The sequence below is a fragment of the Fodinicurvata sp. EGI_FJ10296 genome (assembly GCF_040712075.1).
Lineage (GTDB): Bacteria > Pseudomonadota > Alphaproteobacteria > DSM-16000 > Inquilinaceae > JBFCVL01.
The window spans coordinates 207563-232216 of record NZ_JBFCVL010000001.1 but is presented as its reverse complement, the minus strand read 5'-3'; the positions used below and the strand labels follow the sequence as shown (position 1 = coordinate 232216).

Annotated in this window: 21 protein-coding genes; 10 read left to right on the top strand and 11 right to left on the bottom strand. The window is 65.1% G+C overall.

Annotated elements, in window-relative coordinates; all coding sequences use genetic code 11:
- Window positions 1-27 precede the first annotated feature (27 nt).
- From ABZ728_RS01015 to ABZ728_RS01005, 3 genes are read left to right on the top strand one after another with little or no spacing between them, the layout of a single operon-like run.
- Window positions 28-1248 (top strand): ABC transporter permease, encoded by a 1221-nt coding sequence (locus ABZ728_RS01015; RefSeq protein ID WP_366653706.1) that lies wholly within the window; start codon window positions 28-30, stop codon window positions 1246-1248.
- On the top strand, window positions 1245-2348 hold the full coding sequence (locus ABZ728_RS01010; protein ID WP_366653705.1) for an ABC transporter ATP-binding protein: 1104 nt from the start codon (window positions 1245-1247) through the stop codon (window positions 2346-2348). The genes ABZ728_RS01015 and ABZ728_RS01010 overlap by 4 nt, the downstream gene beginning before the upstream one ends.
- On the top strand, window positions 2345-3133 hold the full coding sequence (locus ABZ728_RS01005; protein WP_366653704.1) for an ABC transporter permease: 789 nt from the start codon (window positions 2345-2347) through the stop codon (window positions 3131-3133). Before ABZ728_RS01010 ends, ABZ728_RS01005 begins: the two co-directional genes overlap by 4 nt.
- Here the strand turns inward: ABZ728_RS01005 and ABZ728_RS01000 are convergent.
- Entirely contained in the window at window positions 3066-4874 is a 1809-nt protein-coding gene (locus ABZ728_RS01000; RefSeq protein ID WP_366653702.1) for a potassium/proton antiporter, read from the bottom strand. The genes ABZ728_RS01005 and ABZ728_RS01000 overlap by 68 nt on opposite strands.
- Before the next feature lie 148 nt (window positions 4875-5022).
- Here ABZ728_RS01000 and ABZ728_RS00995 point away from each other — a divergent pair, with 148 nt between their 5' ends.
- From ABZ728_RS00995 to ABZ728_RS00980, 4 genes are all read left to right on the top strand, one after another.
- Window positions 5023-5868, top strand: a complete 846-nt coding sequence (locus tag ABZ728_RS00995; protein WP_366653700.1) for an ion channel — start codon at window positions 5023-5025, stop codon at window positions 5866-5868.
- A gap of 181 nt (window positions 5869-6049) precedes the next feature.
- Window positions 6050-7081 (top strand): sodium:calcium antiporter, encoded by a 1032-nt coding sequence (locus ABZ728_RS00990; protein WP_366653699.1) that lies wholly within the window; start codon window positions 6050-6052, stop codon window positions 7079-7081.
- A gap of 169 nt (window positions 7082-7250) precedes the next feature.
- Window positions 7251-8555, top strand: coding sequence for a DUF2254 domain-containing protein (locus ABZ728_RS00985; protein WP_366653698.1), 1305 nt, complete (start codon window positions 7251-7253; stop codon window positions 8553-8555).
- Between the two features lie 39 nt (window positions 8556-8594).
- Window positions 8595-10433 carry a hypothetical protein gene (locus ABZ728_RS00980; RefSeq protein ID WP_366653697.1) on the top strand — a complete coding sequence of 613 codons (1839 nt, stop codon included), beginning with the start codon at window positions 8595-8597 and terminating at the stop codon, window positions 10431-10433.
- Window positions 10434-10461: 28 nt separating this feature from the next.
- Here the strand turns inward: ABZ728_RS00980 and ABZ728_RS00975 are convergent, their stop codons facing one another.
- From ABZ728_RS00975 to ABZ728_RS00950, 6 genes are all read right to left on the bottom strand, one after another.
- On the bottom strand, window positions 10462-14313 hold the full coding sequence (locus tag ABZ728_RS00975) for an Ig-like domain-containing protein (protein WP_366653696.1): 3852 nt from the start codon (window positions 14311-14313) through the stop codon (window positions 10462-10464).
- A 126-nt stretch (window positions 14314-14439) separates the two neighbouring features.
- Complete coding sequence (locus tag ABZ728_RS00970) at window positions 14440-14808, bottom strand: response regulator (protein ID WP_366653695.1); 369 nt, start codon at window positions 14806-14808, stop codon at window positions 14440-14442.
- A 283-nt stretch (window positions 14809-15091) separates the two neighbouring features.
- On the bottom strand, window positions 15092-15964 hold the full coding sequence (locus ABZ728_RS00965) for a class I SAM-dependent methyltransferase (protein ID WP_366653690.1): 873 nt from the start codon (window positions 15962-15964) through the stop codon (window positions 15092-15094).
- A gap of 102 nt (window positions 15965-16066) precedes the next feature.
- Window positions 16067-17287, bottom strand: a complete 1221-nt coding sequence (locus ABZ728_RS00960; protein ID WP_366653694.1) for a MerC family mercury resistance protein — start codon at window positions 17285-17287, stop codon at window positions 16067-16069.
- A 51-nt stretch (window positions 17288-17338) separates the two neighbouring features.
- Window positions 17339-17572 carry a zf-HC2 domain-containing protein gene (locus tag ABZ728_RS00955; RefSeq protein WP_366653693.1) on the bottom strand — a complete coding sequence of 78 codons (234 nt, stop codon included), beginning with the start codon at window positions 17570-17572 and terminating at the stop codon, window positions 17339-17341.
- A gap of 12 nt (window positions 17573-17584) precedes the next feature.
- On the bottom strand, window positions 17585-18184 hold the full coding sequence (locus ABZ728_RS00950; RefSeq protein ID WP_366653692.1) for a sigma-70 family RNA polymerase sigma factor: 600 nt from the start codon (window positions 18182-18184) through the stop codon (window positions 17585-17587).
- Between the two features lie 226 nt (window positions 18185-18410).
- Here ABZ728_RS00950 and ABZ728_RS00945 point away from each other — a divergent pair, with 226 nt between their 5' ends.
- Entirely contained in the window at window positions 18411-18893 is a 483-nt protein-coding gene (locus ABZ728_RS00945) for a cupin domain-containing protein (RefSeq protein ID WP_366653691.1), read from the top strand.
- 49 nt (window positions 18894-18942) lie between these two features.
- Here the strand turns inward: ABZ728_RS00945 and ABZ728_RS00940 are convergent, their stop codons facing one another.
- Window positions 18943-19815: a class I SAM-dependent methyltransferase gene (locus tag ABZ728_RS00940; RefSeq protein WP_366653690.1), complete on the bottom strand. Its 873-nt coding sequence runs from the start codon at window positions 19813-19815 to the stop codon at window positions 18943-18945.
- A gap of 224 nt (window positions 19816-20039) precedes the next feature.
- On the opposite strand from ABZ728_RS00940, the gene ABZ728_RS00935 reads away from it, so the two are divergent.
- Window positions 20040-20990 (top strand): helix-turn-helix domain-containing protein, encoded by a 951-nt coding sequence (locus tag ABZ728_RS00935; protein ID WP_366653688.1) that lies wholly within the window; start codon window positions 20040-20042, stop codon window positions 20988-20990.
- A 15-nt stretch (window positions 20991-21005) separates the two neighbouring features.
- Here the strand turns inward: ABZ728_RS00935 and ABZ728_RS00930 are convergent, their stop codons facing one another.
- Together ABZ728_RS00930 and ABZ728_RS00925 are read right to left on the bottom strand one after the other, a co-directional pair.
- The gene (locus tag ABZ728_RS00930; protein WP_366653686.1) at window positions 21006-22091 is read right to left on the bottom strand and encodes an Ldh family oxidoreductase; all 1086 of its coding nucleotides are present in this window, start codon (window positions 22089-22091) and stop codon (window positions 21006-21008) included.
- A 4-nt stretch (window positions 22092-22095) separates the two neighbouring features.
- Window positions 22096-22767, bottom strand: a complete 672-nt coding sequence (locus ABZ728_RS00925; protein ID WP_366653684.1) for a 4-carboxy-4-hydroxy-2-oxoadipate aldolase/oxaloacetate decarboxylase — start codon at window positions 22765-22767, stop codon at window positions 22096-22098.
- A gap of 128 nt (window positions 22768-22895) precedes the next feature.
- On the opposite strand from ABZ728_RS00925, the gene ABZ728_RS00920 reads away from it, so the two are divergent.
- A complete protein-coding gene (locus tag ABZ728_RS00920) occupies window positions 22896-23924 on the top strand; it encodes an aldo/keto reductase (protein ID WP_366653683.1) in 1029 nt (342 codons plus the stop codon).
- Here the strand turns inward: ABZ728_RS00920 and arsH are convergent.
- A complete protein-coding gene (gene arsH / locus ABZ728_RS00915) occupies window positions 23909-24631 on the bottom strand; it encodes an arsenical resistance protein ArsH (protein ID WP_366653682.1) in 723 nt (240 codons plus the stop codon). The genes ABZ728_RS00920 and arsH overlap by 16 nt on opposite strands.
- Window positions 24632-24654 lie beyond the last annotated feature (23 nt).

The following is a 24654-nucleotide window of genomic DNA, read 5'->3' as shown; positions in this document are numbered from 1 at the left end:
CGGAACAAGGTCTGGCGAGGGCGAAGGATGACCATCATCGCCAACCGTGTGCTGACGACGCTGCTCGTTTCAGGCGTCGTCGGGGTATCGCTGATGCCGTTCGCCAGCCATGCGCCCAACCGCATCGTTTCCGGGACTGCCTTCGGCATCGCAGAGGCCTTGTCGCCCTGGCATCTGGCGATCGCGGCTGTGCTGACCCTGGTGCTCGCGGTTGCCGCGACTCCTGCCCTGAGCCGGCTGGTCCTGCCCCGCCTGGCGGCCGGACGAACCGGGGCGGGAGCCGGCGCCGGGATCGGTGGCCCCTTGGTTGCCCTGGGTGCGGCGCCACTGCTGTTGCTGACCATCATGTATGGGGCCGGTGACTTTGCCACCCGAATGACCGATCCCGAAATGACGGCGGCCCGGACATCCCTGGGCGGCGCCTTCTGGGTCGCGGTATTCTCACTTACGCTGATCATGATGGATGGGCTGCAGCGCCTTCGCGTCGGCTCACTCGTCGCCGTCGGCTATGGTCTTGCGGTCGGTGCGGCGGTCTTTGCGCTGTTTGCCGCCGGCGTCTTCGACGACCTTTCCATCCTGCGGGAATATGCGAACCGGCGGTCGGCCTTTACCGCCGCCATGTCCCGGCACATCTTCCTGGTTGCGGGGGCGCTGGGGCCGGCCCTGCTGATCGGCATCGCGCTGGGCCTGTGGGCGCTGCGCCGGAAACCGGTGCGCGGCGGCGTCTTCGGACTGCTCAATTTCTTCCAGACCATCCCCAGTATTGCATTGTTCGGCTTGCTGATCGCGCCGCTGGCGGCGCTGGGCGCGGCCGTGCCGCTGCTTTTCGATCTTGGTGTCCGGGGCATCGGCATGGCGCCCGCGTTGCTGGCGCTGGTCATGTACGCGCTGCTGCCGATCGCGCGTAACACCTATGCGGGATTCGCCGCCGTGCCCACCGCCGTCATCGAGGCGGCACGCGGTATGGGGATGAGCCGGCTGGCTATATTGCTCAAGGTCGAAGCACCGCTGGCGCTGCCGATCCTGCTGTCCGGGCTGCGGATCGTCGTGGTCCAGTTGATCGGTCTGGCCGTGGTTGCCGCCTTGATCGGGGCGGGCGGCCTGGGGTCGTTCATTTTTCAGGGACTGGGGCAGAACGCGATCGATCTGGTACTGCTGGGCGCCATACCGACCATTGCGATGGCTGTGCTGGCCGACGGCGTGCTCCAGGTCTTTATCAGCCTCAGCCAACCGCGAGGGCAGGCATGATCGAACTGGATGGCGTCTACAAGACTTATGGCGACACCGACGTGGTGTCGGATTTTTCGCTGACCATCGACAGCGGGTCGTTCTGCGTCCTGATCGGATCGTCGGGCAGCGGCAAGTCGACGACGTTGAAGATGATCAACCGGCTGATCCCGCACAGCCGGGGCCGCATCGCCATCGACGGCCGCGACGTGACATCGATCAAGGCCGAAACGCTTCGCCAGAGGATCGGCTATGCGATTCAGACCATCGGCCTGTTCCCGCATTGGACGGTGGCCGGGAATATCGGCGTGGTACCGCGAATGCTTGGCTGGTCGGCGCAGCGGGTGGAATCGCGGATCGACGAACTGCTGGGGCTGTTCAAGATGGACCCGGCGGAGTTCCGGGCCAAGTATCCGCACCAGCTTTCCGGCGGTCAGGCCCAGCGGGTGGGTGTTGCGCGGGCGCTGGCAGCCGATCCCGATCTGCTGCTGATGGACGAGCCGTTCGGCGCGCTCGACCCGATCACGCGCGACGCCCTGCAAGAGGAGCTGGCCCGCGTTCATCGGGCGACCGGCAAGACGATCGTGTTTGTCACCCACGATATCGACGAAGCCATGCGCCTTGGCGACCAGGTTGCCCTGATGGACGAGGGGCGGCTGGTGCAGGTCGGCACGCCGGTGGAAATCCTGACCCGGCCCCGGAACGCCTTTGTCCGCGACTTCGTCGGCAAATCCGATCTGGGCCTCAAGCTGTTGTCGTGCGAAGCCGTTGCCGACCGACGCTGCGATGCGCCGTCGGCCGCGCCGGATATCGGCGATGACGATCGGGGCCGGCGGCTTGAATCGGCGGGGCATCTCTGGCTTCTGTCCGAAGACGGCAGGCCAGTGCGGCTGTTGTCGCGCGACGGCGCCAGCACGGCGGTGCCCGAGGACTGGCTGACCACGTCGGGCATGTCGGCGCGCGAGGCGCTGTCGCGGATGGTGTGGAACGGTGTCGACCGGCTGCCGGTCGTGGACGAGGCAGGTCGACTCACCGGTGAAGTCGGGCTCGACGCGCTGGTGTCGCATGCGGGTCCCCCGGCTCAACCCGCTGCCCAGCCCCGCCGGGTGGCGCCGGCATGACGGCAGCCGAAGTACGCCGGTCCGGTAGGGAAATGGGCGGGCTGCTGCGCGGCCAGGGCGTGCTGCCCTGGCTGATCGTGGTGTTCGTGCTGCTGGTTTTTTTCATGCCGGCGCTGGAGCCGATATTCCGGATGCTGATGCCGGACCTGGAAAACACCATGTTCACGCGTCAGACATTCGTTCAACTGACCCGCGATCATCTGGTTTTGGTCGGCGTGTCCAGCCTGATCTCGGTCGCGGTTGGCGTATCGGCGGGAATTTTCGCGACCCGGGCGACCGGGGAAGAGTTCAAGCCGATGATCTCGGCGATCGCTGCCATCGGCCAGACCTTTCCGCCGCCGGCAGTGCTGGCGGTAATGGTGCCGATCGCCGGTTTCGGCTTCGTCCCCGCCCTGGTCGCGCTGGCGCTCTATGGCCTGTTGCCGGTGGTGCAGAACACCATCGCGGGCATGCAATCGGTATCGCCGGCGGCGCTGGAAGCGGCCCGCGGCATGGGCATGTCACGCAGCCGAATCCTGTTCCGGGTTGAACTGCCGCTGGCCATGCGGGTGATCATCGCCGGCGTCAGGGTGTCGGTCATCGTGAATATCGGTACCGCGACCATCGCGTCGACCGTCGGCGCGAACAGCCTGGGGACACCGATCATTTCCGGCCTTGTCGTTCAGAACATGGCCTATATCACGCAAGGGGCCGTGCTGGTCGGCCTGATGGCGATCATCACCGATCAGCTTTTCGAGCGGCTGGAGCGGCGATTTGCCGTCGGATCCAGCGACGAACCCGCTTGAGCGGCGAGACCGGTTCCGGCCGGTCGGGCACCAGTGCCAGGCCGACTTTCTCGATGTCGCCATCCTCACCGGTTTCCTGGACGATCAGGTCGACGGCGCCAAGCGTCAGCCGGTCGCCGCGTGTCGGAACGGCACCGAGTTTTCGGCGGAGATAGTCGCGCAGCGACAGCGCCCCGACGTCGTCGCTGACGTTCAGGTCATAGATCCGGGCGATATCGCCCAGCGGCCGTTTCGGATCCAGACTGAACTGGCCGAAGAATTCGAGATCGTCATCATCCAGGGCCGCGGGTGTTGCGAACAGCCGGTCGAGCAGCGGGATCATACGGGGCACGGCGAAGATATAGACGAAGTCACCGGCCCGAACCCGCCCGGCGTCATGCAGGCGCATCGAGCGGCCATCCCTGACGATCAGTGACGGCCGCGCCCAGCGAGGCAGCCGTTGCCCGCGTGCCACCGGACAGTTCGGCGCCAGCCGATAGACCACCAGTTCGTGATTGGCCGACCCCGGCAGTTCCAGCTCCACCTTGTCGACCGGGCCGATGCGCGGCGGTACCGTCAGCCGCAGGCGCCGGGCCATGGGGCCGATGGTCCAGCCCTGGATCAGCAACGACGTCAGGACCATCAGAAAGGCCATGTTGAACAGATCCTGGCCCATTTCCAGACCGCCGAGGACGGGCAGGATGGCCAGCAGGATCGACACCGCACCGCGCAGGCCGACCCACGCAATGAAGCCGATTTCGCGGATGGAATAGCCGAACGGCGCCAGACAGAGGGCCACGACCGCCGGTCGGGCGAACAATGTCAGGAACACGGCGATGACGACGGCGGGTAGCATGATGGTCGGAAATTCCGACGGCGTTGCCAGCAGTCCCAGCATCAGGAACATGGTGATCTGGGCAAGCCAGGTCAGCCCGTCCTGAAACCGGCGCAGCGACAGCATCCCGATGGTGCGTCTGTTGCCAACGACCAGCCCGGCCACATACACCGCCAGAAACCCGCTGCCGCCGGACAGGGCCGTCACCGCGAACACCGCCAGCGATGCCGCGTGCACGATGATCGGCGTCAGCCCGGCCTCCAGCCGCAAGGCGTTCAGCGTTGACGAGATCAGAAACCCGCCGGCAAGACCCGCCAGCGCGCCCAGGCCCATTTGCATCACGAAGGCAGTGATCAGGTCGCCCGACAAGGCGGCCAGGTTGGTGTGTCCGGCCGTGATCGCCTCGACCAGGGCGATGGTCAGGAAGATCGCCATGGGATCGTTGGAGCCGGATTCGACTTCCAGCGTTGCGCGGACGCGTTCGCGGATCTGGATGCCGCCGATCCGCAACAGAAAGAAGACCGCCGCGGCGTCGGTCGATGAAATGATCGCGCCCAGCAGCAGCGCTTCCATGACGTCGAAGCCGAGCAGGAAATGGGCCGGAAGTGCCACAAGCGCCGCCGTCAGCAGAACGCCGACGGTCGCAAGGACCACCGCCGGACCTGCCGCCAGCCGCAACGTGGTCAATCGGGTCCCGAAGCCGCTGTCGAACAGGATGACGGCCAGCGCGACATTGCCGATGAAATAGGCGGCGCTCGGGTTGTGAAAGTCGATGCCGCCAATACCGTCTTCGCCGGCGGCCAGTCCGATTAGCAGAAAAATCAGCAGCAGCGGCGTTCCGACCCGGAACGAGATCAGGCTCGTCAGCACCGAAAGGATGGTAAGTCCCGCCGCGGCCAGTATGGTGATGGAATACGGGTCGAGCACGGCGTGCTTCTCTGCTATTCGACGGTCAAGGATCGCATCGATGACGAATCGCCGGACTCTACCACGATCCGGATTCGCCGTGGCGCCATCGCCCCTGTGCGCTGCAAAAATGGTGCGCCGGTTTTGAATGTTCGGGAGTATGAATCCAGTGACCGACAAGCCGATCAGAGATGAACGCCAGGGCAAGGATCAAGGCGCGGCGGAACCCGCCGAACAGTCGGGCCTCGGTCGGTTCGGCCGCCTGCGGGTCCGCCTGCGGCATCTCTATCACGGCACGACGCCGGACGCCGTGCGCTTCCAGATTGCCACCCTGACGCTCGATCTGATCGTGATCGGGTTCTTCATCCTGACCCCGGTCCTACGGGGCGAGGCGCATTATCTGTGGATCGACTATTCGATCGCCGCCCTGATCGCGCTGGATATCGTGGCCCGCACGCTGGCGTCGTGGAACGTTCGCCGGCGGTTCCTGAAGATCACCGTCTGGGTCGATATTCTGATTCTGGTCACGCTGCTTTTCCCGTATGCGCTGGGCAATTTCGGTTTTCTGCGCATTCTCAGACTCTGGTCGCTGTCGCGCAGCGGCGTGTTGTGGCGGCCGTTGGAGCGGCGCGGCTATCATGAATGGCGCGACGCCACGCATGCGACGGTCAATCTGCTGACCTTCCTGTTCGTTGTCTCGGGCTTCGTCTATACGAATTTTGCCTATCGCGGCTACGGCATCGACGGCTATGTCGATGCGCTCTATTTCACCGTGGCCACGGTCACGACGACCGGATACGGCGACATCACGTTGCCCGGACCCGCGGGAAAGCTGACGGCGATTGCTGCCATGATCATCGGCATCTCGCTTTTCTTCCGTCTGGCCCAGTCGGTGTTCCGGCCGAGCAAGGTCACCTTCCCGTGCCCGCGATGCGCGCTCCAGCGCCACGACCCCGACGCCGTTCACTGCAAGGCCTGCGGTCATCAGCTGCGTATCCCCGATTACGACGACTGACAAAGCGGGAAAAAGCGGTAAATACTGCCAAAGGCGGATGCCGGGGAACAATAACGTTCGGTGACCGTTGATCGGGCACCTGATCCGTCCACGGTTTTGCCTCACCCTGACGATCGCCCACCAAAGTCCGATCGACCGCCTGACGCCATCTGCCGCGCAGGGATTCGAGGAGTCGCCCTGCTTGCCGGAAATCTCAGCCCTACCGCTTTCTGTCATCATTATTGTCTTTTTCGCAGCAGCAGCCGTCATCGCTGTTGCCGGTACGCGACTAGCCGGCGTCGCCGACGAACTCGCGGACCGTACCGGCCTGGGCGAGGCAATGGTCGGCGCTGTCCTGCTCGGCGCCAGCACCTCCCTTCCCGGCATTATCACATCCGTCATCACCGCAGGGCAGGGGCATGTGAGCCTCGCGACCGGCAATGCGTTCGGCGGGATCGCCGCGCAAACCGCCTTTCTGTGTATTGCCGATCTGGCCTATCGCAAGGTCAACCTCGAACACGCGGCCGCTTCAGTCGGCAATATGGTGCAGGCGGCTTTGCTGATCGTGCTGCTCACGCTGGCGCTGATACCCGCCACTCTGCCGCCGGTATCGTTTTATGGCATCAGTCCTGCCACCCCGGTTCTCGTTCTGGCCTACCTTTTCGGCCTGCGCCTTTTGCGGCTGACCGGCACGCACCCCATGTGGCAACCGCGTCGGACGAGCGAGACCCAGCGTGAGGAGGCGGATGACAGCACCATGAGCGCGGTCAGCACAGGGGCGCTCTGGTTCAGGTTCGTCGTCCTCGCTGCGATCCTGGCCGTGGCGGGATATGCGGTATCCCAGACCGGCGTGGCGATCGCCGGGCGTACCGGGTTCTCCCAAAGTGCCGTCGGCGCCTTGTTCACCGCGGTGGTCACATCTCTGCCGGAACTCGTCATTGCCGTTGCCGCCGTGCGGCGGGGTGCGCTCAATCTTGCTGTGGGCAACATCATCGGAGGAAACTGCTTCGATGTGCTGTTCCTGGCGGGCGCAGACCTGGCCTACCGCGAGGGATCGCTGTACGCCGAGTTTTCGGCCGAGGACCAGTTTCTGGCCAGCGCTACCATTCTGATGGCCGCCATCCTGCTGCTTGGGCTGCTCAGGCGGGAACGCCAGGGATTCGCCGGAATCGGGTTCGAGAGCACGGCGATCGCGATCGTCTATCTGGGCGTTGTGCTGGTCATGGTTCTATGAGCAGTGGCCCTGCCTTCGTTTCTGACTCGCTATCATCGCGCGAGGCGGTACCATTCATTGGCGTGATGGAGGGTGCCGGCCCCGTTCCGGTCCACCTCCCTTGCGGCGTCTCCGGCAAATCCCTGTGGCAGATGGTGTGGGTCGATTGGAACAGATAAGAAATATCGCAGTGAGGCTCCAGTCCAGCCTGGGTCTGGTTCCGGCGCTCATGAGTCTGGTGGCCGTCGGTCTCGCCTGGGTCCTGCTGTATTCCGGCTTGTTCGACGTCAATCAGGGCGATGTCTGGTGGCTCTATAGCGGCGATCCGGAAACCGCCAGAAACCTGCTGTCCGCAATCATGTCGGGCATGATCACCATGACGTCGCTGGTCGTCTCGATCACCATGGTGGTCCTGTCGCTGGCTGCGGGGCAACTGGGGCCGCGGCTGATCGCGAACTTCCTCAGCGATCGCCAGATCCAGGCCGTGCTCGGACTGTTCATGGCCACGATTCTTTATACGCTGTTCGTCCTGCGCAGCCTCAGCGACGACGCCGACAGCGCCAGCGTGCCGCATCTGGCCGTTTCTCTGGCCAGCCTGCTGGCGATGATCTGCCTGTTCGCTCTGCTGTTCTATGTCCAGAAGATCGCCCGTTCGATCATTGCCGATACCGTTGTCACGCATGTGGCCAACGATCTGGAGCAGGTAATCGCCAGTGCCAAGACTGACGACACCCCGACCGACGCTGACGATGATGCCCGGGAGATGGCCCGCTACGATCGCCGCGAGTGGGTGGCACTGGGGCAGGCGGGCCATGTGCAGGTTATCGACCATGACCGGCTGGTGGCGCTGGCGGCGCGCGAGGATATGCTGCTGCGGCTGAACTTTCGTGCCGGAAAGTTTCTGCTGTGCGGTGGCCATCATGTGGAGATGTTCTCGCACGCGGTACCGAGCCTGGGGTTCACTGACGAAATCAAGCGGGCCGTCGTCATCGGTGCCGAGCGGACGGCGACCCAGGACCTGGAATACTCCGTCCGTCAGTTGGTCGAGATTGCCGTGAGAGCACTGTCCACGGGTATCAATGACCCCTTTACTGCCTTGCTGGTGGTCGACCGGCTTGGCGCGTCGCTGGAAAGCGTCAGCCAGCGGCCGCCCCCGCCCGAGCGCTATCGCGACGGCGACGGGCGGGTGCGCCTGCTGGCCCGGCCGCCCGAATTTGCCGGGCTTCTGGACGCTTCCTTCAACCAGATCCGTCAGGCCGCCGCCGGGAACGCCGCCGTGCTGATCGAGATGAGCCGGATCATCAGCCATCTTGCCATCGTGGTCGATGTGCCGGAACGCCGGGCGGCGCTTCTGGCCCACCAGCAAAAGCTCGATCGGTCGGCCCACCGCACCCTCGCTGACCCGGCCGATCTGGCCGATTTCATGGACACGGCGGCCACGGCCCATAAGCGGCTTTCCGATGCCGACGATGACAAACAGGCCCCGGCAGGTTAGCGTCGCGTACAGGAAATTCACAAACGGGGCATGGCAGCCATGGCAAGAATACCGACAGGAGCCGCGGCGGCTGCAGCACTCGTCTTCGTCCTTTCGATGGGCGGCCAGGGGCCGCAACCGGCGGCGGCGTACGAACCGCCCGACCCGCAGGCGATGACCGGTGCCGCCACTCCGGCCTTCGATCCGGAAGCCGAGCATGGCGGGCGGACCGCGCTTGAGCATGCCGAGCGTCTCGACAGCCCGATGATGATGCAGCAGCTGCGCACGCTGGAGGATCTGGGCGCGATGGGTGTCGACGCGCTGCCCGCGCGTGGCGCCGTCCGATCGCTGGTGACCCGGACGGAGCATGCCGATTTCTCGGCCAACCAGATCGAAGAAGTGGCGCTGCACGCCCTGGCCGTGCTGATGCGGATGGAAGCGCCGGAGGCAACGGATCTGCTGCGCGAAAAGCTGATCGACCCCGATTTCGGGACGCACGACCGCACCCATGAAACGCTGTTGCAACTGGCGGTGAATGCCGGCCCCGACACGGCGACCTTGCGCGGCGACCTGTTGGCCGTGGCCGCGAGCGATCCCGAACACGCAGCAAGGCTGATGGCCATCGGCATCCTGCCCGACGGTGTTCAATCGGCCCTGGAAGCCGCTGTCTACGAGCGCGGGCATGGCGACGATGCCACGCGCCATTTCCTGACGAGACTGGCGGATCTACCGTTCCTGAGGGATCGCGAACGGCTCGGTTATGTCCGCGATCACCGCGCGCTGGCGGCGGAGAATGCGCCGGAGGTTGCAGCGATGCTGGCCGCGCTCGGAAGCGCCGAGGCGCTGGATGTCGCCTTGTCTCTGGATGGTGTCGACGAAGTGCGGCGGTATAACCTGATGACGGAGTTTGCACGCGGCCCGATGGGAGCGGATCAGGCCGCCGCTCGTCTTGTTCGCGAGGGGCGCGGCGCCGCATCGGACCGGGATATCGGGGCCGTGGCGACCGCGCTGGAGGTCATCGCCCGTGACCTGGCCGCGGGGGTCGACGCCCATGACCAGGACCCCGGAGCCGCGCACGCCCTTTTTGCCCGGTCGATGGCGGCATTGATCGAGGAGCGCCCGACGCCGGAACATGCGCTCGTGGGGATCGACCGGCAGATCACATATCTGCATCGCAATCCCGACGCTGGCGCAGCGGCACTCGACCCGGTTTTCGATCTGATCGCGGACGGCGATGCGCCCGCCGAAATTCGCGAGCAGGCGGCAAATGCTGTCAGCCGCACACCGGAACGGCTGGCCGAGCGTGATCCCGACTATTTCGCCGGGCGAACGGTCGAACTGCTATGGCAGGGCCGTACACCGGCCCAGACGGCGATGCCGGAAAATGTGCTGCTGGCGCTGGTGCGCTCACCCGATCATGCAGGAGCGGTCATCGAGGCCATTGCCGAGGGCTACGCCGCCCACGCCGACACATGGGCGGCGTCTTCCGCTGCCGCCGTGGTCCTGTCATCCGGAAACACGGCCGGGCTGGACCACAGTCCGCCACGGGAAACGGCGGGCATCCTCATGGGTCGGGTCCTGGCCAACCCGGCGACCGATTTTGGCCATATCGACCGGTATCTTCGGCGAGGCGGTGGGGCCGGCACACTTTCCGACCTTGGCCACAACACGGTTGCCGGCGTGATCGGCACGCTGGAGCCGACGATCTTCGCCGACGGGCAGCGCGTCCGGTTGCCGTTCCCGCCCGAAGTGCTGGCCGTCTTCCTCGACCAACGCCCTCGCTGGCTGGCCGACGATCCGGCTGCCGAGGACCAGTGGCGGGAATTCCTGCAACGGGTCGCCGACCTCGACGATCCGGCCTTCAGCGATACCGCGCGGCAGGCGCTTCAGGAATTCTGATCGCACCCTGCGGTGCCATTCCACAACCCTATGGACAGGTGGCGGCAAAGCTGAAGGGCCGCGCCGCTGCCCCGCGCATTACGCCTTCGGCTCGCCAGGGTCCGTTCCCGCTGACCAGCGGGCCGGTGTCGCGGCCGTCCCGGTCGATCCAGCGACCGGCGTATCGGGTGTGCCGGGCAAGGGACGTGCCCTGCGGCGTGGTCAGAACGACGGTCTCCATCAGGTCCTCGCCCAGCCGTACCCGCCGCATCGTGGTGACGATTTCGTCTCCGCTATCGGGGTCCGTTCCGGTGCCGTGGATCGCCGTCACCCCCGACTGGTCGGCGTCGAGCACACATCGGTCAACGGCAAAGGCGTAGACGATACCGTCCAGCGTCAGCCGCGCGCCCGGCGGATTGCTCCCCGAAACGGGGCCCGGTGCGTTGGCGGCATCGGGGAGCGCGGACACGATGGGCGCCAAATCGGGATCAGCCGGGCGGCTTTCTCCGACGCCGTCAAAAGCGCCACGGACCGGCGACGGCTGATCGGGGCGTCCTGTTTCGAAGGTCCAGTCGACCTCGGTGCTCAGGCTGTTGCCGAAGGCGTCGGTGACGCCGGGGCGCAGCACCGCGCGATACGCGGACGCCGGGTCGAGCGCCGCGGCCGGCATCAGAAACGCACGCTTTGCACCGGCGTCGTATCGGACACCGGCGGGGACGGCATCGCCCGATGCGTCCTCCAGTAAGAACCGGCCCGGCAGGCTGTCGGCATCCATGGCAACCGGAAAGGTGGCTTCGATCACCGGCCGTAAACCAGCGTCGTCGCCCGACGGCAGGGTCACCAGCGGGCGGGGCGGTTGCTCCACGATGATCGGGCGGTCAACGGATACTTCCTGAAAACCGTCATTGGCGGTGACGCGGATCAGCGGCTGCGGCCCCGGCACGACCCGGTTGGGCGGTACGGTCAAATTGGTTTCCGCGATATCGACGGCCAGCAATGTCCACGGCGCCGATCCGTCGGGACTGTAAAAAACCGTATGAGTCAGCGGCGCGGCACCGGCGCTTTCCCATGTCAGGTCGATGCCGTCTTCGTCGTTCGCGGCGAGCGAAAGCTGCAGTTTCGGCGGCGTGGCGGGACGGCGGCGGTCGGCCAGCACCTGCTCGCCGTCGCGGATGACGAGGCGCACGGCGTCGGGGTCATGGGGCAAGGTCAGGCTGAAGAAATCCGGCACTTCTTCCCCGGCATTGCCCCCGGCCAGGGTCTCCGCGCTTGTCCGCCCCGGGGCCGCGAAGGAAGCGGCGGCCAGCACTGTGCCTGCGGGCCCGATCAGTTCGGCCGTCAATGGGCCGTCATCGGCGGCGCGCACGCGGTCGATCCGATGGACGCCGTCGATCTCGGCCCGCCCGTCACCTGAGAATATGCGCCCCGAGACCAGCAACCCCGGTTCGTTCCCTGGAAGTACAGGCGATAGCGATGCAAGGCGCGTATAGGGCCGCGTCTCTGCGGGCGCCGGATCAGTTGGCGCCTCGGTCAGTTGAAGATGGTTCTCGAATATGTCGAGCAGCAGATCGTAATAGTTGTTGAGTATGAACGAATCCTGCTGTGCCAGACCGACCGGAAACATCATTGGCAGCAGATTGTTGTTGGCGCCCTCCTGATTGCCCTCTTCATGGGATTTGTTCGATCCGCTTTCGCCGCCCGGCGCGATCCGAAAGCCCTCGATGCCGGGAAAGCGGGATCCCGGTGTGCTCCAGGTGGCAGCAACCTGGTTGCGCTGCTCGGCGCTGGCCGATGTCGGCATGTGGTGAAGGCCCAGCGCGTGACCGAATTCGTGGACCAGTCCGGTGCCGTCGATATCGCCGTTATAGAGGGCCGGCATGAAGACGGTGGGATGGGTATAGGGCGATGTATCCACGACGGCGTCGATGTGGAAATCAATGTCGCCGAGCGACTGTCCGAACGTCTCGAAGGGATAGGGATAGATGCCGACGAGGATGTCGGAGTCGGCTCCGGCCCGGATGGTGTAATCGTGCAGCGACTGCATCAGGGATTTCAGGATCCGCGAAGGGTTTCCGCTGCCGCTGAACCTGGGCTGAATGTGGGAGCGATAACGGCCCTGTGTCGAAAGAACGGGAAAGTTCTGCGTCGAAAAGATCTCCGACGATCGGACGGTGGCGTGGACCCGGCCCAGATCTTCCGCCGGAATGCCGTCGGCCCAGACGCCGAGCCGCAACGGATAATAGTCGAAGTTCAGCGTGCGCGGGGTCCCCGTCCAGATATCGATTGTGCGCTCTCCCTCGAACATCACCGGCGGGTTTGCATCCGGGTACTGGCCGATGGGTTCGACTTCGACCGTCAGGTCGACCGACGCATGCGTGTCATCTGGAAGCCAGTTGAACAGATTGGCCGTGTTATGGGCATTGCGGCGATCGTCGTCCGTATTGATGTCCGGACGGCGGATTTCGAATTCGGTGTCTGCCTCGTGCGGGTAGAGCCGGCGGCTGTCCTGATCGCGGGCGCGCAGGAGCGCCTCGAACGTCTCCACCTGCCAGCCGGGGTCGATATGGGGGTGCTCTTCCCATTCGACATAAACCCGCGTCAGCGTCGGTTTTCCGACCAGCAGATCGGCGTTCCGCGCGGTCTGAAACAGCACCGGGTCGATCTCGTCCGGGTCGACCATGGTGGAAAAATGCCACCATCTGTCGTCGGCCATGGTGGTGCCTGCGCGGCTGACGATACCGTTGCTACCGCCCGCGATGCGCGCTTCATAGACAACACCGGTTTCCAGCGCGCCGGTATCGGGCCGGAACCGGAACCGCCGGTCGGTCGTCCTTTGCAGCGTGCCGTCGACCTCCAGTTCGTTGCCGGCGCTGGACATGGTGAATATGCGGAAATGGTCGTCGACCTCGGCCAGATCGACCGGAACGGTGAAGCTCACGTCGATCGGCGCCGGGATCTGGGCACCGGCTGCGTCAGCGGTCGTTGCCGCCAGCATCGCGATCGACGGAGAAAGTGCGGGGCGGGGTAGTCCCGGGTCGACATTCTGCTGCTGATCGACCGGCCGATGATCGGCCACATCGAACGGGATCTGATAGCGGCATGGCACGGCGCCCCAGGTGACGTCGCCGCCGTTTTCCACCACCGGCCCCAGGGCGTCGCGGCTGACTTCGCAGAATTCGCCCTCGACCGTGCCGAACTGGTCGCGGTCGTTGGTGTCGTGCAGGCCATAGAGGACATTGGCCTGAAACCGGCCCCGAATGCCGCCTTCGACATTGTCGATAAAAAGGGTGCCGCCGGTCGCGTGACCGGCATAGTTGTCGTCGCCCAGCGGGGTCAGGAAGCCGAGCGTGCCGGTGCCCGGCGCCGGCCCGTCGGCATCGATCAGCGGCACGGCCTGCGGCGTCAGCGCGCCGGGCACGTCGAAACTGATCTCGACGCCGGTCTGTGCCAGTGAAAATACAGACGGCGCCTGGCGCAGATTGCTGCCGAGAAGACCGCTCATGACGCTGCCGAAGGGGTTATCCCAGCCCATCGGCTCTGCCATCAGCAGCGACCGCGGCGCGGATTCGATTTCCCCGCCCTCTTCGATTGCGGTGCCAAAGGCTTCGGCCATTGTGGACATCATGGACCGGGGGTCGACGAATACCGCATGTCCCGACGCTTCGTTCCCGATCAGAGTGCCGCGCCAGACATGAAGCAATTCGGGCTCCATCTGACCCATGGCGCCGAACATGCGCATGATGTCGCCGATTTCCGGCGACTCCGCGTGGGCCTGCCGGCTGGTGGGCGACAGCAGCGCCACCAGGACAACGGGCACGGTCACCAGAGTGGCGGTGGCAGTTCGCGACCGGGTGGCGCGCCATGGCCGCCGGTCTCCCTGCTCAAGCACACCTGTCCGCACTGCCGCCTCCCGCCCTGTTCTGATGTCACCGACCTGACCCGGTTTTCCGGTCTCATGCTACGCGACCCGGCGGGCCGAAGGAACCGGCGAGAAGCGACCCAGGCAAATGCGGGTGCCGTGCCCCGACTATTGCAGAAGGGTGTTGATGGTCCGCTCCAGATGCGCCCGTAGCACAGGCTTCTCCAGACGCGGTACGTCAGACAATTCCAGGCACGCGTCAGGAAGGGTTGCATACGCCGACATCACGGCAAAAGGGATTCTGGCTTGCCGAAGCCGGCGGGCCAGCGGCGTCGAAAACTCATCCAGCAGCTTCAGGTCGATCAGTGCCGCACAGGGTGTTTCGTTCAGCAGATAACGATTTGCCATTTTTATGCTGGCAGCGGGGCCGATCGTTTTGTGGCCGATCGTCTCGATCAGGTTCTCAACGTGAAGGGCGATCAGAAATTCATCCTCAACGACGAGAATTTTTCTCCCAACCGGCCTGGTGTCGTCCATCAATGCGCTCCCGTTTCTGTATTATTATTTATAGAACGACCTGCCGCAATTCTCGCGCTCGTCGAAGTTGCGCCGCCCGTGATTTTGCAGGGACTGACATCAATGTTCATGCGGGCGTCAGTACCGATGGGATCAGTCTTGATTTGGAAAGAGGCTATTCGATGATGCGCCCGTCGGCAAGACGCCAAAAACCGCCCCGAGCCGCCGGTTGCAGAACCGGAAGCCGGAGGCGGTCGGTGGTGGGCGCGATTGCTGGCGCAACGCCATTGGAGCGGGCGGGAGATCAGGCGGGGTTGCGGGCGCTGACCATCCACGAACTGGAGCCGAGAACGATGCCCTCGGGCGTTTCATGTCGCGCCAGTTCGGCTTTCAGCGCGGCGGCGATCTCGTCGTGGCGCCGGGCTGCGATGTCGCCGGCCTCGCGATAGACTTCGCCGGCCGGACCGGCGGCCAGCTGGAACGCGACGGCTTCGTCCGGTGTCCGTCCGACCATGAGTGGCGCGTCGATGCGCTCGAACGCGACATCGGTGTATCCCGCGATCTCCAACTGTTTTGCCACCATATCGGAATCCGCCATCGAGAACGGGCCGGGGCCGCAGGTGCGGGCGTCCTCGCCCGGTGGCGGCAGATAGTTCATGACGATCGATTTTGGCAGGCCGAGCCAGGGATTGTCGTCGATCGTCCGCCAGACGATCATCGTCATCATGCCGCCGGGCTTCAGGCTGGTGCGCATGTTGCGCAGCGCCGCGACCGGGTTTTCGAAGAACTGGGTGCCGAATCGGGAAAAACAGAAATCGTGCTCCGGCGCAAACGGATAGGTCTGCACGTCGGCGTCGACAAAACGGACATTGTCGATCCCGGCCGCTTCGGCGTCGGCCCGGCCGAATTCCAGAAACGCGTCGCAGCAGTCGATCCCCAGCACCGATCCGTCCGGCCCGACCCGGCGGGCGAGTTCGATTGCCGTGTCGCCGAAGCCGCAGCCGACATCGACCACCCGGTCGCCCCGGCTGACCGGCAATTTGGGAAAGACCTGCTCGCTGTGATGGGTGAGTCCGCCGACCAGAATGTGCTTCCACTGCACGAATTTGGGCACCAGGATTTCATTCCAGAAATCCACGTATTCATTGCGTTCGGTGCCAACCGATGCCTCGGTCATCGTTGCCTCCTTGATAAAGTCAGAGTTGCCGTTTTTCGGGTGAGGACGCATAGCGATGCCGGAAGTTCCCCGGATTTTCCGCCGCGTCCGCAGAAGACGCGACTAGCGGCACAACTCGGCCCGATACAATAGATACAGATCCACGCCCACGGCGGCGATCAGCGCGGCGAAGCCGGCGGCCTCCGTCGCGGGGTGATAGGCAACCAGCATCGAATAAACCACGGCCAGCCCGCCGGGCAGGGCGAGGATCAGGGCATAGGGTGACCGATGCCTTGTCGCGTTCCAGGCGATCGCCGCGATCGCGACAATGGCGCCGGCCGCGACGGTCAACGCCCAGATCCCCTCATTGACAGAAACGCCGATACCGAGCATGGCCAGGAGCGGCAGCAGGGCGATTGTCCCATAGCAGGCAGCCAATGCCGCGATCGTGGCCACGGCGCCCCAGAGACCCCGCTCGCCGATTGCTCTCAGTTGCCGGGTCAGTCGCGAGGGGTGAAGACGCCCGGCCATGCGTGCCAGCCAGCCCGGCTGTCCCGCGGACACCGGACGCTGCATCCGGACATCGATCGACCGCGCCCCCAGCGTCGAGGCGATTTGCCGGGTATCCGGGCTGGCGCTTTCGGCGAAATAGTCGCGCGAGGCCAGTACCTCGATATCGGTGAAACCCGCCTCCTCAAAAAGGGCCAGATAATCGTCGTCCACTGACGCGCCGACGACGCATTCGGCCCAAAGCTTTGGGTCGCCTCGTCCACCGACGGGAACGGGGCGCTTTATGACGATGTCGGAAAGCTGGACCCACCCGCCGGGCTTGAGCACCCGGCGAAGTTCGGCCACCGCCTCCTTCTTGCCGGGGACGAGATTGAGGGCGCCGTTGCTGGTCACGACGTCGACGCTTGCGTCGGGCAATGGTATTCGTTCGGCGTCGCCGACGACCGTCTCGATGTTGGCGACGTTTCCGGCTTCGATGGTCGAGCGCAGCCGCGCCAGCATGCCGGGCGTGATGTCCATCGCAATGACCCGGCCCGAGGCGCCTACGGCGCGGCTGGCGATCAGGGTGTCGGTTCCGGATCCGGCGCCGAGATCGAGCACCGTCTGGCCCGGACCGATGACCGCCGCGGCATGCGGGTATCCGACGCCGGCGAAGGCGTCGACGGCCGATGCCGAAATATCGTCGAGCACCGCCACCGGATAGCCGACCGCCAGACAGGCCTTGCGGCCGACCGGAAAGTGAAACGGATTGCCCGGCCGGGACGCGACCTCGGAATACATCTGCCTGATGGCGGCGGTGATCTGTGGTTTCGAGAAGCCCAGGATCGCAACCATTCGTGCCTCCCCGAAAATTGGCCCCGAAAATTGGCCCAGAAAATGGGCTGATCAGAAGCGGCGGGTGAGGGCTTCCACCCGGTTGTGCAGATGGGCGGGTGCCTTGACATTGGCCGTGTCGACGACCCGCGCGCGAAGGCGGCGCTCGAACTCAGCCCGGCTGAAGCAACCTCGGCACGCTTCAAGATGCGCATCGATCTCGCGCTCGGCGGTTTCGTCCAGTTCCCGGTCGAGATAGGTCATCAGTTGCTCGATCACCTCTTCGCAGGAGATTTCCGGTGCCATTGCCGTTTTCCCTCACCCTGTGGGCGGCGAACCGCCGCAAATGCCGCGCTGGGCCGCCTGACGCCACAAGGCGGCCTGCAACCTGGCTCGGCCCCTTTTCAACCGTGAACGCACGGTCCCGACGGGAACCCCCAGAGTGTCAGCCGCTTCGGCATAGCTTGCGCCCTGGATTTCGACCATGATCACGACCAGGCGAAACGAATCCGGCAGAGAATCCAGTGCGTGTTCGATATCTTCCCGCAACAGCTTGTCGAGCAGTTGCTGTTCGGGATTGCCCCACCAGAGCAGGAATGGCTGGTGCAGCCGGTCGAACAGCGATGACGGCTCGTCGCCATCGTCATCGGTATCGGTGACCTCGCTGAACGAAACGTCCCGCTGCCGGCGGCGTTCGCTGATAAAGGTATTCGTCATGATACGGAACACCCATTTCTCAAAGCACTGGGTGTCCTGCAGCCCCGCCATTCCGGCCCACGCCTTGCCCAGCGTCTCTGCGACCAGATCTTCCGCCTGGCTGGGGTTGCGCGTCAGGCGCAAAGCGGTGCCGTAGAGGCGGTCCATCAGCCGCTCCACCTCTGCTTTGAATATTCGTCGGCGCTGATTTTTATCGGGCATTGCGCGGTCACCCGCCGCTACGGGAACAGGGGGCTGTCTCGGTGCGGCTAAAATCTCGTTCCAGGGTCAGGACGCAGCGGCGTCGCCGAAGTTCCCGGATTCTCTCTTCAGGGATGTTCAAAAAATCGGGAACGATCGCGACCCGCCTGCGTCCTGCGGATACGCGGTCTGATAAAAAATGGCCGTGTTGATTACTTCAGGATTATTCCCAGTGAGGAGAGAACCGATGTTGAAATCAGTAACAGCGTCCTGCTCTGCGGCCCTCCTGATCGCATCGAGCGCGGCATTCGCCGGATCGTCCGAGTTGCCATACCAGGGCGAGGGGCATCTGCTGCTCGACCCGGCGGAACTGGAATGGTCCGACGTCGCCTCCATGGCGCCGCCAGCCGAGATTGCCGTGATCGAAGGCGACCTGGGCGCGGAGGAGCCGTTCACGTTCCGCCTGAACCTGCCGGCCGGGTACGAGATAGATCCGCACATCCATCCGGCCTACGAACGGGTGACCGTCATCTCCGGCAGTCTTCACTTCGCGCATGGGGATACGTTTGACCGCGAGCGCGCGCAAGAACTGCCGCAGGGCGGCGTGGCGATCATGGCGCCGGGTGAGCCGATGTTCGGCTATACCGAAGTCGATACGGTCATCCAGTTGCATGGCACCGGTCCGTGGGGGATCGACTATATCAACGACGAAGACGATCCGCGGACGTGATATCCGCTTCCGGTCAGCGCCCGCGGATCCAATAGGCCGGTTCTTCCAGTCATGCCGGATTGCGGGCGCTGACCATCCACGAACTGGAGCCGAGAACGATGCCCTCGGGCGTTTCATGTCGCGCCAGTTCGGCTTTCAGCGCGGCGGCGATCTCGTCGTGGCGCCGGGCTGCGATGTCGCCGGCCTCGCGATAGACTTCGCCGGCCGGACCGGCGGCCAGCTGGAACGCGACGGCTTCGTCCGGTGTCCGTCCGACCATGAGTGGCGCGTCGATGCGCTCGAACGCGACATCGGTGTATCCCGCGATCTCCAACTGTTTTGCCACCATATCGGAATCCGCCATCGAGAACGGGCCGGGGCCGCAGGTGCGGGCGTCCTCGCCCGGTGGCGGCAGATAGTTCATGACGATCGATTTTGGCAGGCCGAGCCAGGGATTGTCGTCGATCGTCCGCCAGACGATCATCGTCATCATGCCGCCGGGCTTCAGGCTGGTGCGCATGTTGCGCAGCGCCGCGACCGGGTTTTCGAAGAACTGGGTGCCGAATCGGGAAAAACAGAAATCGTGCTCCGGCGCAAACGGATAGGTCTGCACGTCGGCGTCGACAAAACGGACATTGTCGATCCCGGCCGCTTCGGCGTCGGCCCGGCCGAATTCCAGAAACGCGTCGCAGCAGTCGATCCCCAGCACCGATCCGTCCGGCCCGACCCGGCGGGCGAGTTCGATTGCCGTGTCGCCGAAGCCGCAGCCGACATCGACCACCCGGTCGCCCCGGCTTACCGGCAGTTTGGGAAAGACCTGCTCGCTGTGATGGGTGAGTCCGCCGACCAGAATGTGCTTCCACTGAACGAATTTGGGCACCAGGATCTCGTTCCAGAAATCCACGTATTCATTGCGTTCGGTGCCAACCGATGCCTCGGTCATCACTGCCTCCCATGGCCGTGTCGATGCTGTTCTGACGGTGGCCGCGCCGGGAATGGCCCACTCTTGCATGGCGCTGGCTTCGCAGCGGCCGGCATGGTCCTCCCATGCAAGCCTAAAGTGGTATTGTAGGCTGCGGTCATCATGGTGTATTGGCGTTCTGTGCAGTCGGCTTCGGCAATATGCGCACACAATGTCGGGCCGGCTATCCGAGGGAGGCCCCGGCCATGGGCAGTCTGACGACGCGCGAAAGCTGGCCCGGTCAAAGCGTTGCCGTTCCCGTCGCGGCGTTTCCGGACAAGGGTTTTCACTGGCTGTCGGATGAGCCGCAGGCGCAAGTTGCCACCCGCCTGAAAAGCCGGTCATTCGCTGACGCCCATTGGGCGCGCGTCACGGTGCCGCCAGTCCGGATCATCCGGGAAGCGATGCCGGCAGCGGGGCAGCCGTTCCATCTGGTGCTGCATCTTGCCGGTGATGGGCAGTATCGGGGCGACGGTTACGCCTTTGACCAATGCGCCGGCGATGTCGTGCTGCTCGACGGCTGGTCACGGTGCGACGTCACGCATCCGACCGGCGCAACCGTCCTGAGGTGGAGTCTGCCGCAAGGCCGCCTGGTCCCGTTTCTGCCGCATGGTCCGCGCCAGCCAGCGTATCATCTGGGCCGGTCCGGGGGGATCAACAACCTGCTCAGCCGCTATGCCCGCCAGACGGCGGACAACAGCCGGCATTTCGAGCCGCCGACCCGCAATGCGCTGCTGACCCATCTTTGCAGCCTTGTCGGACTGGCCGTCGGTGCGGGTGCGGGACCGGGTGCTGAGCACGACCGGGCGACAGCCAGGCAGAACAACGCGGTGCGCCACCGCCATCGGATCCTTGCCTATATCGACACACATCTGTTCGATCCGACGCTGACCGCCGGCCGCGCTGCTGCGGACCTGGGCATCTCGCGCCGGTGGCTGCATGCGGTCCTGGCCGATGTCTCGATCAGTTTCCACGATCATGTCGCCCGGCACCGGCTGCAACAATGTGTGCGCATGCTGGACGATCCCGCCTTTGACGAGGTCTCGATCACCGAGATCGCGTTCCGCTCGGGATTCAACGACGTATCGACCTTCTATCGCCGCTTCGGCGAGCGTTTCGGCACCACGCCTCGCGATCGGCGGCGCCGACGCGCCTGACCGTTCGCACCGGCATTAGTGCCGCCGGGGCGCCGGCACCGCGAGGCCCAGCTGGTGGCCCAGCGTTTCGAGCTGGGCGACGACGTCGGGCGACAGTGCAATGCCTGTTTCTGCGCTTTCCCGTTCGCGGGCGCGTTCGACATCGCCGGGGCAGAGCACCGCGTCGGTGCCGGGCGCCGGCGGCACGCCCCGCAGCATCCCGATGATGTCGTCCATGCGTTGTCGAAACGCGGCCATCGGCATGAAGACGTCCGGGCGGATGGCGATGAACACATGGCCGACATCCTGCTGCGTCGACAGGTCCTCCAGCGTGCGCAGGTGATGGCCATAGGCCGCGCCCGACAGTACGCCGCAAAGGATGTCGAGCAGGAACGAAATCGCCGACCCCTTGGCGCCGCCAAAGGGCAGCACGGCGCCCTCCAGCGCGGCGCGGGCATCGGTCGTCGGACGACCGTCGGGGTCTATGGCCCAGCCTTCGGGGATCGATCGCCCCTCGTGATCGGCCAGAATAATCTTGCCACGCGCCACGACGCTGGTCGCCATATCGATGATCACCGGCGGCTCGGTGCCGGCCGGCACGCCGACGCTGAGCGGGTTGGTGCCCAGGAATCGCGTCTTCCCGCCCCAGGGCGCCATGTTGGGCGGCGCGTTGGACGCCGTGATCAGGATCGTGTCGTGCGCCACCGCCCGTTCAGCATAGAATCCGGCGGCGCCGTAGTGATTGCTGTTCCTGACGGCTGCCAATGCGATCCCGGTTTCCCCGGCCAGGGCAACGGCTTCGTCGGCCGCTCGTGTTCCGACGGCGAGGCCAAGACCATTGCCGCCATCGACCGACAGCGCGCCGGAGGCGACCTTCGTCACCGAGGTCGCCGGGTCGGCGGCGACCACGCCCGCCTCAAGCCGGCTGGCATACACCGGCAACCGCACGATGCCGTGCGAGCCGATGCCGCGCGCATCGGCGAAGACGAGGCCGTCGGCGACGATCCGGGCCTGATCGTCCGGCACGCCATAGCGGCCGAACGCAGCGGCGGCGAAATCCGACAGCGCCGCACGGTCGAACCGGGGCGGCGCTTGGGGCGGGCTTCCGGTCGCTTCGGCCATGGCGCTATTGCTCCTCGGTCATGCCGGTGGCGCTGATCACGGCGTGCAGGCCCAGCAGATCCAGGGTCGTCCGGCCGGATTTGAGTGCGGCCATGATCTCGTCTTCCTTTTTCGCGCGGGCGCGGGCGGCTTCAAGAACGGTTCCGGCGTGTTCCCGGGGCACGATGGCCACGCCGTCATCGTCGCCGACCACGATGTCGCCGGGATTGACCGGTTGGCCGCCGATGATGATTGGATGATTGATCAGGCCGGGATTGCGCTTGGAGCAGGCGCCGATCGACAGCCCCCGGGCGAAACCCGGAAAGCCGAGCGTGCGTAATGCCGATACGTCGCGGATGGCGTGGTCGACGACCAGGCCTGCCACACCGCGTGCCTGGGCGGCGGCGGCCAGGACCTCGCCCCACGCGCCCTTGCCTTGATAGCCGCCGAGATCGGCAACGATGATGTCGCCGGGCTGGGCGACTTCAACCGCCTTGTGCAGCATCAGATTGTCGCCCGGCGGCCCACGGACGGTCAGCGCCGGCCCCAGAACCGTGGCTCCCTGCCACACCGGCTTGATGGCCGGATCGACCATGCCGGACTGGCCCTGGGCCTCGTATACGGTGGCCGGGTCGAAATCGGCGAATTGCCGGATCAATTCGGGTGAGGGCCGTTCGATCGTTCGGATGATGTCCATCGGCGTTCCTTCCCGCTGTTATTGTCCTCGGCAGAGGTTCGGTTGCTATCGAAGTATGGGAAATTTTGGTAAGACAGTAAACGCCGGTCAACGGGAGCGGGCGCCTCCGGGCAATCAGGGGAAATTCCATGGAATATCGTACGCTTGGGCGCAGCGGGTTGCGCGTTTCCACACTGTGCCTGGGAACGATGATGTTCGGCGGGCCGACGGCCGACGACGAGGCCGCCGCGATCGTGGACTCCGCGCGAGGGGCCGGGGTCAACTTCATCGATACGGCAAATTCCTATACTGGCGGCGAATCCGAGCGGATCGTCGGCCGTCTGATCGCCCATGACCGCGACGCCTGGATTCTGGCGACCAAAGCCGGCAACCCGCTGCCGGAAATGCCGGCGGGCGGCGGTGTGAGCCGCAAATGGCTGTTGCGCGCGCTGGAGGGCAGCCTTTCCCGGCTCGGGACCGACTATCTCGACATCTGGTATCTGCACCGCCATGACGGCGTGACGCCGCTGGAGGAAATCGTCTCTACCATGGGCGAGGAGGTCAGGCGCGGCCGGATCCGCTATTGGGGCTTTTCGAATTTCCGGGCCTGGCAGGCGTGTGAACTCGTGCGGCTGGCGGATATGCAGGGCGTCCCGCGGCCGATCGTGTGTCAGCCGCACTACAATGCGCTGAACCGGGGGGCTGAGGCCGAGTTGTTCCCGGCCTGCCAGCATCACGGCATCGGCATTGCGCCGTATTCGCCGCTGGCGCGCGGCGTGCTGACCGGCAAATATCAGCCCGGCGAGCAACCCGATCCCGACACCCGCGCCGGACGCGGCGACAAACGCATGATGGAACACGAGTTCAGGGAGGACTCATTGCAGATGGCGCAGACCATCGCGGCCCATGCGGAAAAGCGCGGCATGACGCCGACAAGCTTTGCCATCCGCTGGGCACTGAACAGCGGGAACATCCACAGCATCATCGCCGGCCCCCGAACCCTGGCCCACTGGCAAAGCTATCTCGACGCGCTGGATGGCGATTTCACCGCCGAGGATGAAGCCCTGATCGACAGCCTCGTCCCGGCTGGCCATGCCTCCACGCCCGGCTTCACCGATCCGAAATACCCGGTCATCGGCCGGCAGCCGAGGATGGGGGGACATCAAACCGCCGGTTGATTGACCCGCTTCGATAGCTGTTCGGCGGATTCGACGCGTTCGGAGTAGCGGTCGGTCAAATAGGCCGATCGCCCCCGGACGAGCCAGGTGAACTTCACCAGTTCCTCCATCACGTCGACGATCCGGTTGTAATAGGCCGACGGTTTCATGCGGCCCTGTTCGTCGAACTCGTTGAACGCCTTGGGCACGGAGGACTGGTTGGGAATGGTGACCATGCGCATCCATCGGCCCAGAATGCGCATCTGGTTGACGGCGTTGAAGCTTTGCGACCCGCCATTCACCTGCATCACCGCCAGCGTCTTGCCCTGGGTTGGGCGGACCGCGCCCAGCGCCAGCGGAATCCAGTCGATCTGGGCTTTCATGATGCCGGTCATGGCGCCGTGGCGTTCCGGAGAACACCAGACCATGCCCTCGGCCCACTGCGCCAGTTCGCGCAGTTCGGCCACTTTGGGGTGATCGGCGGGCGCATCATCGGGCAGGGGCAGGCCGCTGGGATCGAAATGACGCGTCTCGCATCCGAACCAGCGCAGCAGCCGCCCCGCTTCCTCCGACGCCAGACGCGAATAGGATCGCGCGCGCAGTGAGCCGTGCAGTATCAGAATGCGCGGCGGATGGTCCGGGGCGTTCGGTCCGGCCAGTCCGGCACCATCGATCGGCCGAAGCTGGTCCGGGGCGATGTTCGGCAGGTCGTGAAGCGTGTCATCCATGGGTCGTTACCGTTGTGTGCCGT

Coding starts and splice junctions, on each gene's coding strand:
- ABZ728_RS01015 (WP_366653706.1), top strand. CDS start 28: ATGACCATCATCGCCAACCGTGTGCTGACGACGCTGCTCGTTTCAGGC.
- ABZ728_RS00955 (WP_366653693.1), bottom strand. CDS start 17,572: ATGGCACCGGAAATCTCCTGCGAAGAGGTGATCGAGCAACTGATGACC.
- ABZ728_RS01010 (WP_366653705.1), top strand. CDS start 1,245: ATGATCGAACTGGATGGCGTCTACAAGACTTATGGCGACACCGACGTG.
- arsH (WP_366653682.1), bottom strand. CDS start 24,631: ATGGATGACACGCTTCACGACCTGCCGAACATCGCCCCGGACCAGCTT.
- ABZ728_RS00945 (WP_366653691.1), top strand. CDS start 18,411: ATGTTGAAATCAGTAACAGCGTCCTGCTCTGCGGCCCTCCTGATCGCA.
- ABZ728_RS00950 (WP_366653692.1), bottom strand. CDS start 18,184: ATGCCCGATAAAAATCAGCGCCGACGAATATTCAAAGCAGAGGTGGAG.
- ABZ728_RS00940 (WP_366653690.1), bottom strand. CDS start 19,815: ATGACCGAGGCATCGGTTGGCACCGAACGCAATGAATACGTGGATTTC.
- ABZ728_RS00925 (WP_366653684.1), bottom strand. CDS start 22,767: ATGGACATCATCCGAACGATCGAACGGCCCTCACCCGAATTGATCCGG.
- ABZ728_RS00935 (WP_366653688.1), top strand. CDS start 20,040: ATGGGCAGTCTGACGACGCGCGAAAGCTGGCCCGGTCAAAGCGTTGCC.
- ABZ728_RS00980 (WP_366653697.1), top strand. CDS start 8,595: ATGGCAAGAATACCGACAGGAGCCGCGGCGGCTGCAGCACTCGTCTTC.
- ABZ728_RS00930 (WP_366653686.1), bottom strand. CDS start 22,091: ATGGCCGAAGCGACCGGAAGCCCGCCCCAAGCGCCGCCCCGGTTCGAC.
- ABZ728_RS00960 (WP_366653694.1), bottom strand. CDS start 17,287: ATGGTTGCGATCCTGGGCTTCTCGAAACCACAGATCACCGCCGCCATC.
- ABZ728_RS00920 (WP_366653683.1), top strand. CDS start 22,896: ATGGAATATCGTACGCTTGGGCGCAGCGGGTTGCGCGTTTCCACACTG.
- ABZ728_RS00970 (WP_366653695.1), bottom strand. CDS start 14,808: ATGGACGACACCAGGCCGGTTGGGAGAAAAATTCTCGTCGTTGAGGAT.
- ABZ728_RS01005 (WP_366653704.1), top strand. CDS start 2,345: ATGACGGCAGCCGAAGTACGCCGGTCCGGTAGGGAAATGGGCGGGCTG.
- ABZ728_RS00965 (WP_366653690.1), bottom strand. CDS start 15,964: ATGACCGAGGCATCGGTTGGCACCGAACGCAATGAATACGTGGATTTC.